The organism is Serratia proteamaculans (assembly GCF_946227095.1).
Classification (GTDB): Bacteria; Pseudomonadota; Gammaproteobacteria; order Enterobacterales; family Enterobacteriaceae; genus Serratia; species Serratia proteamaculans_E.
In genome coordinates, this window is record NZ_CAMISV010000007.1 from 231,849 (window position 1) to 246,711 (window position 14,863).

14 protein-coding genes are annotated in these 14,863 nt (G+C 58.7%); 12 read left to right on the forward strand and 2 right to left on the reverse strand.

Going from position 1 to position 14,863, the window contains the following annotated elements; all coding sequences use genetic code 11:
* The first annotated feature begins 131 nt into the window (after positions 1 to 131).
* From OC597_RS16045 to OC597_RS16095, 11 genes are all read left to right on the forward strand, one after another.
* Positions 132 to 572 (forward strand): fimbrial protein, encoded by a 441-nt coding sequence (locus OC597_RS16045; RefSeq protein WP_262209522.1) that lies wholly within the window; start codon positions 132 to 134, stop codon positions 570 to 572.
* Positions 572 to 3,139 (forward strand): outer membrane usher protein, encoded by a 2,568-nt coding sequence (locus OC597_RS16050; protein WP_262209524.1) that lies wholly within the window; start codon positions 572 to 574, stop codon positions 3,137 to 3,139. Before OC597_RS16045 ends, OC597_RS16050 begins: the two co-directional genes overlap by 1 nt.
* Before the next feature lie 36 nt (positions 3,140 to 3,175).
* Positions 3,176 to 3,919 carry a fimbria/pilus periplasmic chaperone gene (locus tag OC597_RS16055; RefSeq protein WP_262209527.1) on the forward strand — a complete coding sequence of 248 codons (744 nt, stop codon included), beginning with the start codon at positions 3,176 to 3,178 and terminating at the stop codon, positions 3,917 to 3,919.
* A 38-nt stretch (positions 3,920 to 3,957) separates the two neighbouring features.
* Entirely contained in the window at positions 3,958 to 4,554 is a 597-nt protein-coding gene (locus tag OC597_RS16060; RefSeq protein WP_261284938.1) for a fimbrial protein, read from the forward strand.
* 7 nt (positions 4,555 to 4,561) lie between these two features.
* Positions 4,562 to 5,086, forward strand: coding sequence for a fimbrial protein (locus tag OC597_RS16065; protein ID WP_261256089.1), 525 nt, complete (start codon positions 4,562 to 4,564; stop codon positions 5,084 to 5,086).
* A 10-nt stretch (positions 5,087 to 5,096) separates the two neighbouring features.
* Positions 5,097 to 5,591, forward strand: a complete 495-nt coding sequence (locus tag OC597_RS16070; protein ID WP_262209529.1) for a fimbrial protein — start codon at positions 5,097 to 5,099, stop codon at positions 5,589 to 5,591.
* A gap of 41 nt (positions 5,592 to 5,632) precedes the next feature.
* Positions 5,633 to 6,145: a fimbrial protein gene (locus OC597_RS16075; protein ID WP_262209531.1), complete on the forward strand. Its 513-nt coding sequence runs from the start codon at positions 5,633 to 5,635 to the stop codon at positions 6,143 to 6,145.
* Positions 6,146 to 6,849: 704 nt separating this feature from the next.
* Positions 6,850 to 7,227: a fimbrial protein gene (locus OC597_RS16080; protein WP_262209533.1), complete on the forward strand. Its 378-nt coding sequence runs from the start codon at positions 6,850 to 6,852 to the stop codon at positions 7,225 to 7,227.
* A 78-nt stretch (positions 7,228 to 7,305) separates the two neighbouring features.
* A complete protein-coding gene (locus OC597_RS16085) occupies positions 7,306 to 8,073 on the forward strand; it encodes a helix-turn-helix transcriptional regulator (protein ID WP_261256098.1) in 768 nt (255 codons plus the stop codon).
* Between the two features lie 33 nt (positions 8,074 to 8,106).
* Positions 8,107 to 8,586: a YuaE family lipoprotein gene (locus OC597_RS16090; protein ID WP_261256099.1), complete on the forward strand. Its 480-nt coding sequence runs from the start codon at positions 8,107 to 8,109 to the stop codon at positions 8,584 to 8,586.
* Positions 8,583 to 9,887 carry an FKBP-type peptidyl-prolyl cis-trans isomerase N-terminal domain-containing protein gene (locus OC597_RS16095; protein WP_261256100.1) on the forward strand — a complete coding sequence of 435 codons (1,305 nt, stop codon included), beginning with the start codon at positions 8,583 to 8,585 and terminating at the stop codon, positions 9,885 to 9,887. Before OC597_RS16090 ends, OC597_RS16095 begins: the two co-directional genes overlap by 4 nt.
* On the opposite strand, the gene OC597_RS16100 is transcribed toward OC597_RS16095, so the two are convergent.
* Positions 9,865 to 11,325: an AMP nucleosidase gene (locus OC597_RS16100; protein ID WP_261256102.1), complete on the reverse strand. Its 1,461-nt coding sequence runs from the start codon at positions 11,323 to 11,325 to the stop codon at positions 9,865 to 9,867. The two genes, OC597_RS16095 and OC597_RS16100, sit on opposite strands and share 23 nt — an antisense overlap.
* Positions 11,326 to 11,521: 196 nt before the next feature.
* A complete protein-coding gene (gene opgB / locus OC597_RS16105; protein ID WP_262209536.1) occupies positions 11,522 to 13,825 on the reverse strand; it encodes a phosphatidylglycerol--membrane-oligosaccharide glycerophosphotransferase in 2,304 nt (767 codons plus the stop codon).
* Positions 13,826 to 14,115: 290 nt separating this feature from the next.
* Here opgB and OC597_RS16110 point away from each other — a divergent pair, with 290 nt between their 5' ends.
* Positions 14,116 to 14,847, forward strand: a complete 732-nt coding sequence (locus tag OC597_RS16110) for a transporter substrate-binding domain-containing protein (protein WP_262209537.1) — start codon at positions 14,116 to 14,118, stop codon at positions 14,845 to 14,847.
* Positions 14,848 to 14,863 lie beyond the last annotated feature (16 nt).

Below are 14,863 nucleotides of genomic sequence, written 5' to 3' on the forward strand. Positions count from 1 at the left end.
TGTCGCCAGCCCGATTGAAGTGAGGTCGCCTCATGTTGCGCTTTAGGTCTTCATGCTTCATGCCTTGCCTGTGGGCTATTTGCGGGTTTTCCGTTGCGGCTTCTGCCCATCAGGGGCAGGGGTTAGTCAATATGCAAGGCTCGATTGTCGACGTGCCCTGCGCCATTGCCGTCAGCAGCCGTGATCAGACTATCGATCTGGCGGTGTTGCCGGTCGGTCAAATGATGCGCGACGGTCAGGGGCCGGCCAGCCCCTTCAGCATTCAATTAGTTAACTGCTCGTTGCAACAGATGCGCCCCGGCCGTGCCGACTGGACGCAATTCCGCGTGACCTTTGCCGGTGATGTGACTGACGGCGCCCTGTTTGGCAGCACCGGGCAGGCCGAAGGCATGGGGATACAAATTACCGATGTCGCCGGCAACGTGGCGCAGTCCGGCGTGCCGATGCCGTCCGGTGCGCTGACGCCCGGGGATACACGGCTGGACTACAGTCTGCGGCTGGTGGGGACACACCAGATACTGCGCGCGGGGGCCTATCGCACCACGGTGCGGTTCAAAATGGATTATTACTGATGAAGGAACATGCCGTGTTGTTGTTTTCCCCACGGGCAAAATGGATATTGCGTCCCCTGGCGGTGTGGATGGGTTTGATGCTGGGCCATACCGGGCAGGTGCTGGCGGCTGACAGCATTGAATTCAACACCGACGTGCTGGACGTCAAAGACAGAACCGCCATTGATCTGAGTGAGTTTTCACGCGTCGGTTACATGATGCCGGGCCAGTATGCGCTGGTATTACGGGTCAACAAACAGGAACTGCCGGAGCAGCAGATCACCTTTTTGGCCCCCCCGGACGATGCCAAGGGCAGCGTCCCCTGCCTGACACCGGCCATGGTGGAGCAACTGGGGCTGAAAGCCTCGGTGCAGCGCAATCTGGCCTGGTGGAACCAGGGGCAATGTCTGGCGCTCGACTCGTTGAAGGGCATGCAGACGAGGGCCGATCTGGGTTCCGGTTCGCTGTATCTGAATGTGCCGCAGGCCTACCTGGAGTACACCGACGAGAACTGGGATCCGCCGTCGCGCTGGGATCAGGGTATCGCCGGCATGTTGTTTGACTATAACGTCAACGCGCAAACTGTCCGCCAAAGCCAGGGGCAAAACAATCAGTCGCTGAGCGGCAACGGCACCACCGGGGCCAATCTCGGTGCCTGGCGCTTTCGTGCTGACTGGCAGGCGCAGTATGACCATACTACCGGCCAGAACAGCAACTCGCAGCAACGCTGGGACTGGAGCCGTTATTACCTGTATCGCGCTATCGCGGCACTGCGCGCCAAGTTGACGTTCGGTGAGGATTACCTCAGCTCCAGCATTTTTGACAGCTTCCGCTATACCGGTGCCAGCCTGGTGTCGGACGACAACATGTTGCCGCCCAACCTGCGTGGCTATGCACCAGAAGTGACCGGGGTAGCGAAAACCAACGCCAAGGTGACCGTCAGCCAACAGGGGCGAGTGCTGTATGAAACCCAGGTACCGGCGGGGCCGTTTCGCATTCAGGATTTGAACTCCGCCACCATGGGGAAACTGGATGTGCGCATTCAGGAACAGGATGGCAGCGTGCGAACTTTCCAGGTGGACACGGCGGACGTGCCCTACCTGACGCGACCGGGCCTGGTGCGTTACAAAATGGTGGCCGGCAAACCGTCAAACTACCGTCACAACAGCGAAGGGCAGGTGTTTAGCGGTGGCGAATTCTCCTGGGGGGTCAGCAACGGCTGGTCATTGTTCGGCGGCGGGCTGTTTTCCGCCGGCTATAAAGCACTGGCGTTGGGGGTGGGGCGCGATCTGTTGGCCTTTGGTGCGTTGTCGCTGGACGCCACGCAGTCGCGCGCCGAGTTACCAGGCAAGGGGACGCCGTCCGGCACCTCCTGGCGGCTGAACTATTCCAAGCGTTTTGACGAGTATGACAGCCAGGTGACCTTCGCCGGTTACCGCTTCTCCGAACGTAATTACATGAGCATGTCGCAATATCTGGACGCGCGTTACCACGGCGGTAATTACAGCAACAGCAAGCAGATGTATACCGTCTCGCTGAACAAGCAGTTCCGGACTCTGGGGCTGAGCGCGTTTTTGACCGCCAGCCATCAAACCTATTGGGATAGACCCGCCAACAACAACTACAACCTGTCGCTGTCACGCTATTTCGACATTGGCTCGTTCAAGAACATCAGCCTGAGCCTGTCGGCCTACCGCACGGTGTTCAACAACAGTCACGACGACGGGGTTTACCTGGGCGTCAGCGTGCCTTGGGGCAGAACCGGGACCATGAGTTACAACAACCAAACCACCCGGGCCGGCAGCACCAATACCGTCGGTTATTACGATCGCATTGACGACAACAACACCTACCGCCTGACCGGTGGCGTGGGTAACGGGGGGCGCGGTACGGCCAGCGGCTACTTCACCCATGACGGTGATATTGCTGAAGTGACCGCCAATGCCAGCTACCAGGGGAGCCAGTACAGCTCGCTGGGGTTGTCGATGCAGGGCGGTGCGACGGTGACGCCAAAAGGGGCCGCATTGCATCGGGTTACCACCCTGGGGGGCACCCGCATGATGGTCGACACCGCCGGCGTCAGCGGCGTGCCGGTTCAGGGTTATGGCGGGACATCGAACACCAACATGTTTGGCAAGGCGGTGGTCAGCGACATCAACAGTTATTACCGCAACAGCGTGTCGGTGGACGTCAACAAGCTGCCGGATAACGTCGACGCCAACCAGTCGGTGGTGCAGGGCACCCTGACCGAAGGGGCGATCGGCTACCGCAAGTTCAGCGTAGTAGCAGGGGAGAAAGCCATGGCGGTGATCAAACTGGCCGACGGCAGTTCGCCGCCGTTTGGTGCCGTAGTGGTGAATGACCACCACTATCAGACCGGCATCGTCAATGACGAAGGCAGCGTCTGGCTAACCGGACTCAACCCGGGAGAAGGCATGGACGTGCGCTGGGACGGACAGACCCAATGCCGGGTGCGTTTGCCTAGTCCGCTGCCAACATCGGCCCTGTTACTGCCGTGCCAGACGGTGTCAGGCACGGTGGCGGCAAAAACCGCAGAGACACCCGCTCTGACGCCGGTTGAATCATAACCCGGCCCCTGAAAGCCAATAACAGTGAGTACAGAAATGAAATTAAAGACTTCCCTGGCGGTGACTACCGCCTTATTGACCGGCGTATTGGGCGTTCAGCAGGCGGTGGCCGCCATTTCGCTGGATCGTACCCGCGTCATCTTCAATGGTGACCAGAAATCCATCAGCCTGAGCATCAGCAATCAGAACAAGGAATTGCCCTATCTGGCGCAGGGGTGGATAGAGAATGCTGAAGGCAACAAAGTGACTTCGCCGTTGATGGTGTTACCCCCATTGCAGCGCGTTGAACCGGGGGCGAAAAGCCAGGTGAAAATCCAGGCCAGCCCTGAAGTCGCAAGCCTGCCGCAGGATCGGGAAAGCCTGTTTTACTTCAACCTGCGCGAGATCCCGCCAAAAAGCAGTAAGCCGAACACCCTGCAAATCGCGCTGCAGACGCGCATCAAACTGTTTTACCGCCCGGCGACGCTGGTGACACGAGATGCCAAGGCGTGGCAGGAAAAACTGACGCTGACGCGGGTGGGTGACCAGTACCAGGTCAACAATCCGACGCCGTACTTCATCACCCTGGCGAGTGCCTCAGCCAGCCTGGACGGCAAAGACATTCCGGGCGTTAACCCGGTGATGATTGCCCCCAAGGCTAATGTGATGCTGGGCGGGTCGGCGGCAGCGCTGGGTGCTGCCCCGGTACTGACCTATATCAACGACTACGGCGGTCGGCCAAAGCTGGTATTCGGCTGTAACGGCAGTACCTGCAGCGTGCGCAGCAGCAAGGCCGGCTAAGTGCGGCACGGAACGCGGCAATCAACAAGGAGAAGTGTATGAACAGGATTGATCGAACCCCGCCCGCCTGGATTGCCGCGCTGGCGTTGATGAGCACGGTGATGTCGGCGCAGGCCGCACCGGATAACTGGGGAGTAGAAGGCGCACACGGCGAGTTACATATTAGCGGCGCGTTGTCGGCCGGGGCCTGCCGACTGGATATGACGTCGCTGTTTCAGCAGGTGGAGATGGGGGTGATCCCAACCGCGACTCTGCTGCGCCCGGGCGACCAGGGCGAGCCGGTGGCAGTGCAACTGCAATTGCGGGACTGCCTGCCGGTTGGCGGGCGTCAGCGCGATGATCGCATCGGTAGCCTGACCTGGGACAGCATTCAGCCGGTGGTGTCGGTGTCTTTTGCCGCCCGCATGGATGATGACAACCCGGATTTGGTGCAGGCGCGCGGCGCGTCAGGGCTGGGCCTGCGGCTGCTGGACAGCCAACGGCGTGATGTCCGGCTGGGGTCGCGCGGCGCACCGCAATTGCTGACGCCGTACAACGACCAGTTGACCTATTACGTGGTGCCGGAGCGCACCCGGGCGGCGTTGGCGCCGGGGGCATTTCGCGCCAGCGTGGATTTTCGGCTGAATTATGACTGAGGCGCGAATGATGCAAAACACCTTCAGGCGGCGACGCAGTCAGGTCGCGCGAGTGTGGGCGCTGGCGTCATTGCTGCTGTCTGGCATTGCGTTAGCCAAGATGGATGATTCGACGGTGAATGTGAAGATCAGCGGCACGGTGGTGGCGAACGGCAGTTGCACCTTCACAGGAACCGATCCTATTGCAGTCGAATTTGGCGACGTGATCATCAACGACATCAAGGACAAGGCTTACAAACAAAACCTGCCCTACACCCTGGTTTGCAAGGGCGATCCGGGCGGCAAAGCCATTCAAATGAAGCTGACGGGCACCGCCGCAGATTTTGACGGCACGCTGCTGAAAACCGACGCCAAGGGGCTGGGGCTGAGTCTGCAGAAAGATGACACAGCCATGGCGCTAAACCAGTGGGTGGACATCGACCCCGCCAGCCCGCCGAAGTTTGCTGCGGTGTTGGTGAAACAAAAGGACGCCAGCTTTCAGAATGGTCAGGCGTTTAACGGGGCCGCGACCTTAATTGTCGGCTTTAACTGAGGGCAGTGGGATGAACCAATATAGAGGGCTGTCGGCGGCGATGCTGGTGATGGTGCTGAGCTTTCAGGCCGGAGCGACACAAACCGGCGACCAGATAGGCGTGACTTTTCACGGCGTGTTGAAACAGCGCCCTTGTCACATCAATGGTGACCGGGATATCGAGGTGCATTTTGGCAACGTGGGCATCAACAAGGTGGATGGCAGCCGTTATCTGCAGAAGGTCAGTTACAGCCTGCTCTGTGACGATCCGGATGCCGGCGTGTCGCTGATGTTGTCGGTGAAAGGCACGCCGACCAGTTTTGATCTGGCCGCGGTGAGCACCAGCGCCAATGGTCTGGGGGTCCGAATTTTACAGGATGGCAAGCCCTTTACCCTCAACAGCCGGATGAAGGTGACTTACAAGAACCCGCCGAAGCTGGAGGTGGTACCGGTCAAGGATCCTGGCGTGACGCTGGTTGAAAATCCGTTCACGGCCACCGCAACCCTGCTGGCGGAGTATGAATGATGCAACGACAACACAGAACAAACTCGTGGTGTGGGGCGCGTATGCCGGCTTTGCTGCTGACCCTGTTAATGGCGATGGGCGTGCAGGCGGCAACCACCGATAACCTGCGCTTTGACGGCACTTTGGTGGCCGATCCCTGCGAGTTGGACCCGAAAACCACCGATATCTCGCTAGATTTTGGCACGGTGATCGACAAGTACCTGTACCTCAACACCCGCACCCACAGCAAGCCGATCTTTATCCGGCTGCTGGGCTGTGATTTGTCGCTGGGAAAGACGGTATCGCTGACCTTCAAGGGCACCGAGTCGCTGGTATTGCCGGGCTTGCTGGCGGTGAACGCCGGGGGGGCGGGCGGTATTGCCATTGGCATGGAAATGGCGGACGGCACGGCGCTGCCGATCAACAAGGCCACGCCGTTAATGGCGTTAACCCAGGATACCACCACGCTGACGCTGATGAACTATGTGCAGGGTGAGCCAACGGCGATAAAGGATCACAAGATTGTGACCGGGGACTTTACCGCGGTAGCCACCTTTGCGCTGGATTATCCGTGATGGCGGCAATGCAGGTGTTCGGAACGACCGGGCACGATAACAACAGGGACTGCAACCTTACCGCTGATTCATCAGATGTTAGGGGGAGGGGATATGGAGAAGAGAGCATGGTGTTACAGAACAATTATGGAGCATGGCGGCGGATATTCGTTGCGATAGTACTGCTGGCCGCCGCACTTTGGGGTGGCCGCAGTTGGGCTGGGTATTACGGATATGACTATACATGCAAGGGAGCTCCTGGAGCCACTGGTGCACTCAATGGGTGTGTTTCGGGAGGGCCATGGGGCACGTTAGTTAATGGTGTATGGACATCAACCAAAACGACGGTAGGGATGTTCCTTGCCTATCACCCGGATGGAGGCGATATCCAGGGTTATGTGCCACCGGAGGTGACCACGCTAACCGCTGGTCTATTTGCCTGCTCGGGAGGTGTTGGCCCCGGAGGTGCTTTATGTCCTCGAGGAATTGCCGGACGATTGGTAGTGAAAGGGGGATCATGGGCCTGTACAGCGGGGGAACCCTGGGTTGATTGTATCAAACGCTCCACCGGACCAGTGCTGGTACAAGGGCCTTTTTTACCCGGTGAGTCGTCGGCCTGCATTGAATACCAAGACCAAAATGGGCGCTGGTGGGGGCATAAAACTACATGGGGGTTATGCGGCACCGCACATGAACCGCCTCTCTCTCCGGACCACTGCATGGTGATGAGCTCAAGCGATTGGGATATCTCCTTTGGCACGGTGGAACGTATGGATATCCCTACCACCGGCGGGACCGAAAAAACCAAAGCCTTGACCCTGTCCTGCCTTGGAGCCAAGAGCCACGACTTCTCCGTCAAACTCAATATGACTGCGACCTCTTGGTCGACATCACAATTGGCGACCAGCAATCCCGATCTGGGCGTGCAGGTCACCGTCGGTGGGGTCGCTGCCAAGCTGGGGGAGTCGTTCACCATGAAAGTGACGGGTTCAGGCAGCAAAACCCTCGGCTTCTCGGTGCTGCGCAACCCGGCGACTAAAGCGTTGGATATCGCCACCGGTGACTTTAGCGCTTCGGGAACGCTGGTGGTGTCCGAGCTATAACCCGCATAAAAACCAGAATAACCCGCCGCAGGCCAGACCTGCGGTGAACAGGGAAGCCGTTAATCATGGAGCAAGATCATGGAGTTCAGCTATCGACCCACCGTCGCTGACGGTCCGGCACCCGATGCCATTACGCAGGTGGTGATTTATTCGCGCGACGGTTTTTGGCGACAGGGGTTGCTGGCGCTAACCAGTCAACTGCTTCCTGCCAATGTAGTGCCGGTCGTGGTGTCTTCGCTGTCCGAGGTAGTCCACACGGTTAAACAAAGCAAATTGCCGATGCTGGTGATTTACGCCTATTCGTATGGCGTCGCTTCATTACAGGGGGCGCTGTCGATCCTCAAACAGGTGGCCGATCTGTCACCGTTTTGCCGGCAGGTGGTGCTGACCGATGAGCTGCAGCCGCTGTTTGCGGCGATGACTCAGCGCATTCCCAGCCTGACGGTGCTGGATGCACATATGGCGCGCGAGCTTTTGCGGCAGCTGCTGTCATCGCTGCTGGATCCTTCGTTGGCGAGGGCGCTTTACCTGCCGCCGTTACCCAAGGCCGATATTGATCTTAGCTTTCGTCAGCGGGGAGTGTTGCGCCTGTTGCGTCAGGGCGTGAAGCAGCAGGACATCGCCCGGCGCTTGCAAATCCATGAAAAAACGGTCAGCGGCCACAAGGTGGATGTCTTTAAGCGTCTGCATATCCGCGGCGGGCGGGAAATGATGTTGCTGTTCTCGCTGATGGATGAGTTTTTCCGCCTGACCCTGGTCGGGTACCCGTTGCCGTCATGTTGTTTACCGCCGCCAGTGCATAGCGTCGCTTATTCCGATGCCGGGTGGCAAAAAGCAGAACGTTAATTATCGAGAGTTTATAAGGGCTTTAACCAGAATATGAATACTTACTTTAGGTCCGGCGCCCTGCGTCGCAGTGTGATGATGGGAATGGTCGGCAGTTTTCTTCTTCTTGGCGGTTGTACCACCTCGCCGGAGTCACGGCTACGCCCGCAGGACGCACCCAACATAGCGGCGGTGCCGATGAAAGTCACCGCGATTGCTGCGACATCCAATGCCACACCGGAAGTGCCACCGGCCTTGGAGAAAGACAGCAAGGTCACACAGTGTAATAACGAACTGGCCGCGCTGAAAACGGTGAATGCGGCGCAGTATGCCCGCTATCGCAGCGAGATGGATCATTTGGTGGCCAGCGGTCGGCGCTATATGGCGGTCCAAACGGGCATCAGCAACGACATCAATGACATCATGACGCCGCGTTATCAGTACGGTATGGCCAGACTGTGCTGGGGCATCCGTAATGCGTTGTCACAATCGTTGATGGCGCAGGCGGATATCCCGCAGGGGCGTGGGCAATGATCAAGGCGTGGTCAGTCACGGCCCGCACCCTGTTGCTGGTGCCTTTGTGCTTCGTCGGTGCGGCGACGGCGGCTTACACCCCACCGGAACCCCTGTCTTCGGTCGATGTGCTGGCGCGCCCACAGCAGGATAACGGCTATGGTCTGGGGGCGTTGATTGAGTCGCAACAGCAAAAAGAGCGAGCTGAAAAGGATCGTGGCACTGTGCCGGTGTCGGTCTCAGCCGCTGCGGCAGCGGCACGCCAGGCGCAGTCCGCCCGCCGCCAGACCAGCGCGTTGCAGGCGGAAATTGCCGGTCTCAAGGCGCAACTGGCGGCAGGCCGTCGGGATGATCAGCAGTTGGCGAGCAGTGAATCGGCCCGCGCCACGCTAGCGGCCGATAAAACCGCCCTGCAACAGCAACTGGAGATCCAGCAAGCTAAAGAACGCTCGGCGGCGGAGCATCTTGTGACTAGCCAACAAGCACTTAAAGAACGAGATGGCCAACTGCGGGTACAACAGCGGCAACTGGATGCGCTGCAGTCCCAGTTGACCCTGAACGGGGATAATCAGAAACAGCTTAGCGCCCGTACGGCGGAGCTGGCGGCGTCACAATCTGCTTTGGCCGCGTTACGCGCCAAACCTGCCGGGCCGCAGGCCGATCTGACCACCGCCGGCGGCAAGCAGGATTATGTGGTGGGGCAAAGCATTGCCGCCAACCTGCGTGAGCGCTTGCAGAGTTACACCAGCGCCGGGTTGACGCTGGATCAACAGGGCGTGCTGGCCGGTATCAGCGACGGCTTGAAAGGCAGTATGCAGATGAAAAAGGCCGACATGGATGCCACTTACCTCCAGTTCGCCACTAAGTTGCAGCAGCAGGTGGGCAAACAGGTCAGTGACGGCGAAGCGTTAATCGCCAGGAAAAGCCGGGGGCGCACGCCGGTGAAACAGGTGGATGGCATTACCTATTTCGTGGTGAAAAAGGGCAAGGCAATTACCGATCCGGATGCGCCGGTCATGCTGTCGTTGACTGAAGCCATCGCCGATGGGCGTACGGTCAGTCAGTTGCCGCAGTTGGTTTTAACGGTCACTGACGAAATGCCGGCGGTAGTGCGCGAAGCCCTGCCGTTGCTCGGTGAAGGCAGCGAAGTGCAGGCCTATGCGTTGGCCAAGTCGGTCTATGGCTCGCTGCCGTTGCCGCGTGGGGTAGAGGCGTTCACCGTGCTGAGTTACGATCTGAAAGGATTGACCCCGCCACGACCGGCCAAAAAAATGACCGGCAGTAACGGCGGGGCTGTTATTAGCGGAAAGGCGGCTCGTTAAAGGTACGCAGCTTGCGGGAGTGCAAACGATCGCCTTCTGCACGCAGCAGATCAATCGCGCAGATACCGATCTGCAGGTGTTCCGAAATTGCGCCTTCATAGAAGCGGTTGGCCTGGCCGGGCAGTTTTATTTCGCCGTGCAGCGGTTTGTCGGAGACGCACAGCAACGTGCCGTAAGGCACCCGGAACCGATAACCCTGAGCGGCGATGGTGGCGCTTTCCATATCTACCGCCACGGCCCGGCTGAGGTTAAAGCGCAGTGCTGAAGCCGAGTAGCGCAGCTCCCAGTTACGGTCGTCGGTGGTGACCACGGTACCGGTACGCAGGCGTTGCTTAACCTCTTCGCCCGGCATGCCGCTGACCATTTTGGTGGCGTCATACAGCGCACGCTGTACTTCGGCAATACTCGGAATTGGGATGTCCGGTGGCAATACTGCATCCAGCACGTGATCGTCACGCAGATAGGCGTGAGCCAGCACGTAGTCGCCAATCGACTGGCTCTCGCGCAGGCCGCCACAGTGGCCGATCATCAGCCAGGCGCTCGGGCGCAGCACCGCCAGATGGTCGCAGATGGTTTTGGCATTGGACGGACCGACGCCGATATTGATCAGGGTAATGCCCTGGCCGGTACGGGAAATCAGGTGGTAGGCCGGCATCTGGTGATTTTTCCAGGCCAGATCGGACACGGCCTGGTCCGGCGCGGTGGTTTCCGGTGTGATATAGATGCCACCGGCGCTGGACAGCGCAATATAAGGGCTGGCCGGATCGGCTATCTCGGCGCAGGCCCAGCGGACAAATTCATCCACATAGCGGGTGTAGTTGGTGAACAGCACGAACGGCTGGAAATGCTCCACCGGGGTGCCGGTGTAGTGCCGCAACCGCGCCAGTGAAAAATCGGCCCGCAATGCGTCGAAGTGTGAAAGCGGGAAAGTGCTGGTGGCGTTGAACAGACCGTCAGCGGTTTCATCACCAATTTGCGCCAATTCGGTGGTAGGGAAATGCTGCGCCAGGCTGGCACTCATCGAACGATCCAACATCAGATTGGAACCGTCGATCACGTAAGGGAAAGGAATTTCCTGTTGTGATGGCCGCACTTCAATATGCGCATCGTATTCACCCGCCAACAGGGTCAATTGTTCAGTCAGATAGTGGCGAAACAGCTGTGGGCGGGTAATGGTGGTGGTGTAGCAGCCGGTATGGGTGAAGCGGCCGAAGGCGCGGGTTTTGGTCTGACCGGAGGATTTGCCATCCCAACTGACTCGCAGTTCAGGATAAACAAACAGCCCTGCGGCGCGGGTCTGTGCGTCGGGTAGCCCGCCATGACTGATAAAATTCCCAACCGCCTGGCGCAGCGCTTCAACCGAGGCTTCATACAACGCTTCCAGTTGTTCAATCGCCTGAGCGGGGGTGAGGCCGGTGCCGGATTGCTGACTGCTCATACTCTCTCCTGGGTTCTCCCGGCTCTGCGGCGGGAGGCATGCGGATGCCGATATCAATTCACAGCAACAGGTTAGCTGAAGATGGCCGCAAAAGCTTTGCAGAAATAGAACCGGAGGAAAGAAAACGCAGCGTTCAAATTTGCTCCCGGTAGATTTGCTGTAGGGGGCGAATAAATTCGCCCCGACAAGGTGATGATCAGGAAGCGGGGGCGGCCTGTTCGACCTTCAGCGAGACCAGGCCAATACCCAGTTTTTTCGGTATAAAGCCCCCGCTGGCGCCTTCCTGCGGCTCGGTCGGTGCCGGTGGCGTGATGCTGACGTTATGCGCACCGCCGGGGTTGTCGAAGCGCAGGGTCACGGTGCTGTCCTGCTCGGTGAGGGTCACAAATTGCTCCTGATCCCCAACGCGTACCGAGATCGGCTCACCGACATTTTTGCCGTAAGCGCGTGCGCGCAGCACCAGATCGAAGGCGGATGGCAGTGGGTCAACGTAGTCGATGTTCACCGTGGAGGCCAGATTGGCGTCCGACCAGCGGCCCCAATCCTCGACGCTGGAAACGCCGGTGATGGCCTTCACCTGTTCCGGCATACCCGGCAGCATAAAGGCGATGGCATCCGCGTGATATTTAACCGCGCTGTCGTCCACTTTCAACCGCTCGATGGCCTGTTGGTAAGCGGCAACGCTGTCCGCTTCTGGCGCAGTAAAGTTGACCTTGCCGCGATAACTGCCCGCTTTGGCCTGCACAATCTGCGGTGGGGCGGCCAGACTGCCGGAGGCGACGCAGGTCTCGGTGCTCAGCGCCAGTTCGGGCGCCCACACCCGACCGATTTCATAGCACTTGTCGACCCAGACAAATTTTTCACCTGCTCCCAGACTGGCCAGCTGTTTCTTCAGCGGCGTGGACAGGTAGACGTTAAACATCGGCTCAATTTTGTTGTCCGTCACCTTCAGGATAAACGGCACCTTGAAGGTGATGCCAGAGAAGCTAAAACGGCTGCCCTGGTTATCCAGGCTAAAGTTGCTAATGCTGTTCGGGAAGCCCCATTGCTTTACCACCGCCGGTTTCCAGGCGTTGATCTTTTCATCAATATTCAGGAACACGGTGGCCAGCGTTGGGCTGGACAGGCTGCTGCGGCCGAGGCCGATGTAGTTATCGCCACCCATCACATCCAGCACCGTGGCACCGTTATCCAGCGTGCTGCGCTTTTCGTTATGCAGCGCGGTCTGCGGGTGGGTGCCATCAATGATAAAGAACAGGTTGCGGCGTTTCTGTTTGGTCAGAATGTCATAGGCGGTGTTGTTCATCGCCAGATGATCTGAGGACACCACGATGACGGTGTTTTTGAAGTAGTCGGATGCTTTGATTTTGTCGATCAGCGCCGCAATGTGCTGCTGGCTGCAAGCCACCGCGCTCAGCGAACGGTTTTCCTTGTTCTGCCAACTGAACGACTTTTTGCTGCAACTGGCGGAGATGAAACCGTCCGGGTGATGGGTGTCGACGGTCAGTGCAAACAGCGAGAACTTTTTATCCTGTTTCGACAGCTCGACAAACTTGTCGAACACCAGGTCCAGCACGGTATCGTCGTACCAACCCCAGTCATTTTTGTAGCTTGGGTCGCCGATCTGCCCGCGCAATTCCTTGAAGCCGTAGGCATGGTCAAAACCGTGCGATTTCAGGAAGGTGTCCTTACCGGCAAAGGCCAGTTCGGCGCCCTGATAAAAGTAGTTGTCGTAACCGGCGGATTTCAGCACGTCACCCAGGCAGACGTTTTCCGGATAAAAGGTGGACACCGCGCTGGAGGCGTTGCCATCAAAGGGGGCAAACAGCGGAATACCGCACTGCGAGGCCACCATCCCGGCAATGGTATAGCCGGTGCCCGGCAACTGCTGGGTGTTGCTGAAGTCGATGCTGTTTTCACGGTGCTGATTCAGTTCATCGGTCAGGCCGGGAAAAACATCCGTATCCAGGTAGGTTCTCTCCAGGCTTTCGGCATAGATATACACCAGGTTCGGTGCTTTGCCCTGCACGCTCTTCTTCGGGGCTTTGTAGTAGGTATCAAAGTCGGCGGTGTCGCCACTAATCTGGCTTCTGACCAGCAGAGAAATATCCTGAAAGGCCGGGGTAGTGCCGACGGAAAACAGCGCCAGCAGCACGGCGATCACGCTATATATTACACTGCTGCTTTTGGCCTTGCGGCGCACCAGGCTCCAGGTCAGCACGGCGAAGATCAGCGCCAGTACCGCCAACAGGCCAATAAATGGCAGCAGATATTTTCCGACGCCGGCACCCTTCAGGCTGCTGGTGAGGGTGTAGATCACCGCATCGGTAATGCCGTCGCCGGTAAAGTAGTTACTGGCGATCAGCACCACGTTGAGGATCAGATAGCTGCCCAGCAGCGTCAGCAGGGCGGCAAGCCACCAGCGGTTGGCGGCGGCCCGGGTCCGGTAGATGAGAATTGAGGCTAAAAAAAGTGCAAACGAAATTAATGCTGAAACCATCCACCGTACCCTGTCTGATTAAAAGAAAATCTTAACTGCCCTGAGAAACGCGGCCGACCCGCGCACAGCGCGAAAGAGGAAGGGTATAGCGCATTGATCGCGGCAGGGTCAATGCGTGTTTGCAGTGGTCCGGTGTGGCAGGGTGCGATTGGTCATTTTTGTGACAATACTGTGACATCCATCACGTCTGTAGGGGTAACAACGGCTGAAAGTTGCTCATCTGGCGTTGGGCTATAACATTAGTGAGTCACGTCGTTGTGGCGTATTGACGTTTTGTTCAGGAGAACAGCATGCACCCTATTCCCGCAGCCGTACTTGATGATCTGGCCCCACAGGGGGTCCTGCGTGCGGCTATCAATCTTGGCAATCCGGTTTTGGCGCAGACGGGGCCGGATGGCGAGCCGCAGGGCGTATCCGTGGTTTTGGCCAGCGCATTGGCGCATGAACTGGGCGTGGCATTGGAATTGGTGACTTACGACGCGGCGGGCAAGGTTTTCGCCGCGTTGGCAACCGCGGCCTGGAATGTGGCCTTTATGGCTATCGAGCCGGTGCGGGCGGAACAAATCGCTTTCAGCGCGCCTTATGTGATCATTGAAGGCACTTATTTGCTGGCGCAGACGTCACCCTGGCAGCAGGTGTCCGAGTTGGATCGGCCCGGGGTGCGTATCGCGGTGGGCAAGGGCGCGGCCTATGACCTGTATTTGTCGCGCACCTTAAAGCATGCGCAATTGGTGCGAGCAGAGACCTCCGCCGAGGCGATAACCCTGTTCCTCGAGCAGGGTCTGGATGCGGCGGCAGGCGTGCGTCAGCCGTTGCTCGCCGCCGCCGCGGCAAATCCGGCTTACCGGGTGCTGGCCGGGCATTTCACCGCGATACACCAGGCGATGGCGGTGCCGCGAGAAAAAACAGCCGGAGCGGCCTATGTGCGCGAATTTGTGGAGCGGTGCAAGGCGAACGGACTGGTGCAGCAGGCCCTGCAGCGCAGCGGGCAGGGGGATGTGACCCTGGCCCCCTCGGCGTGAAACAGACGGCGAGTAT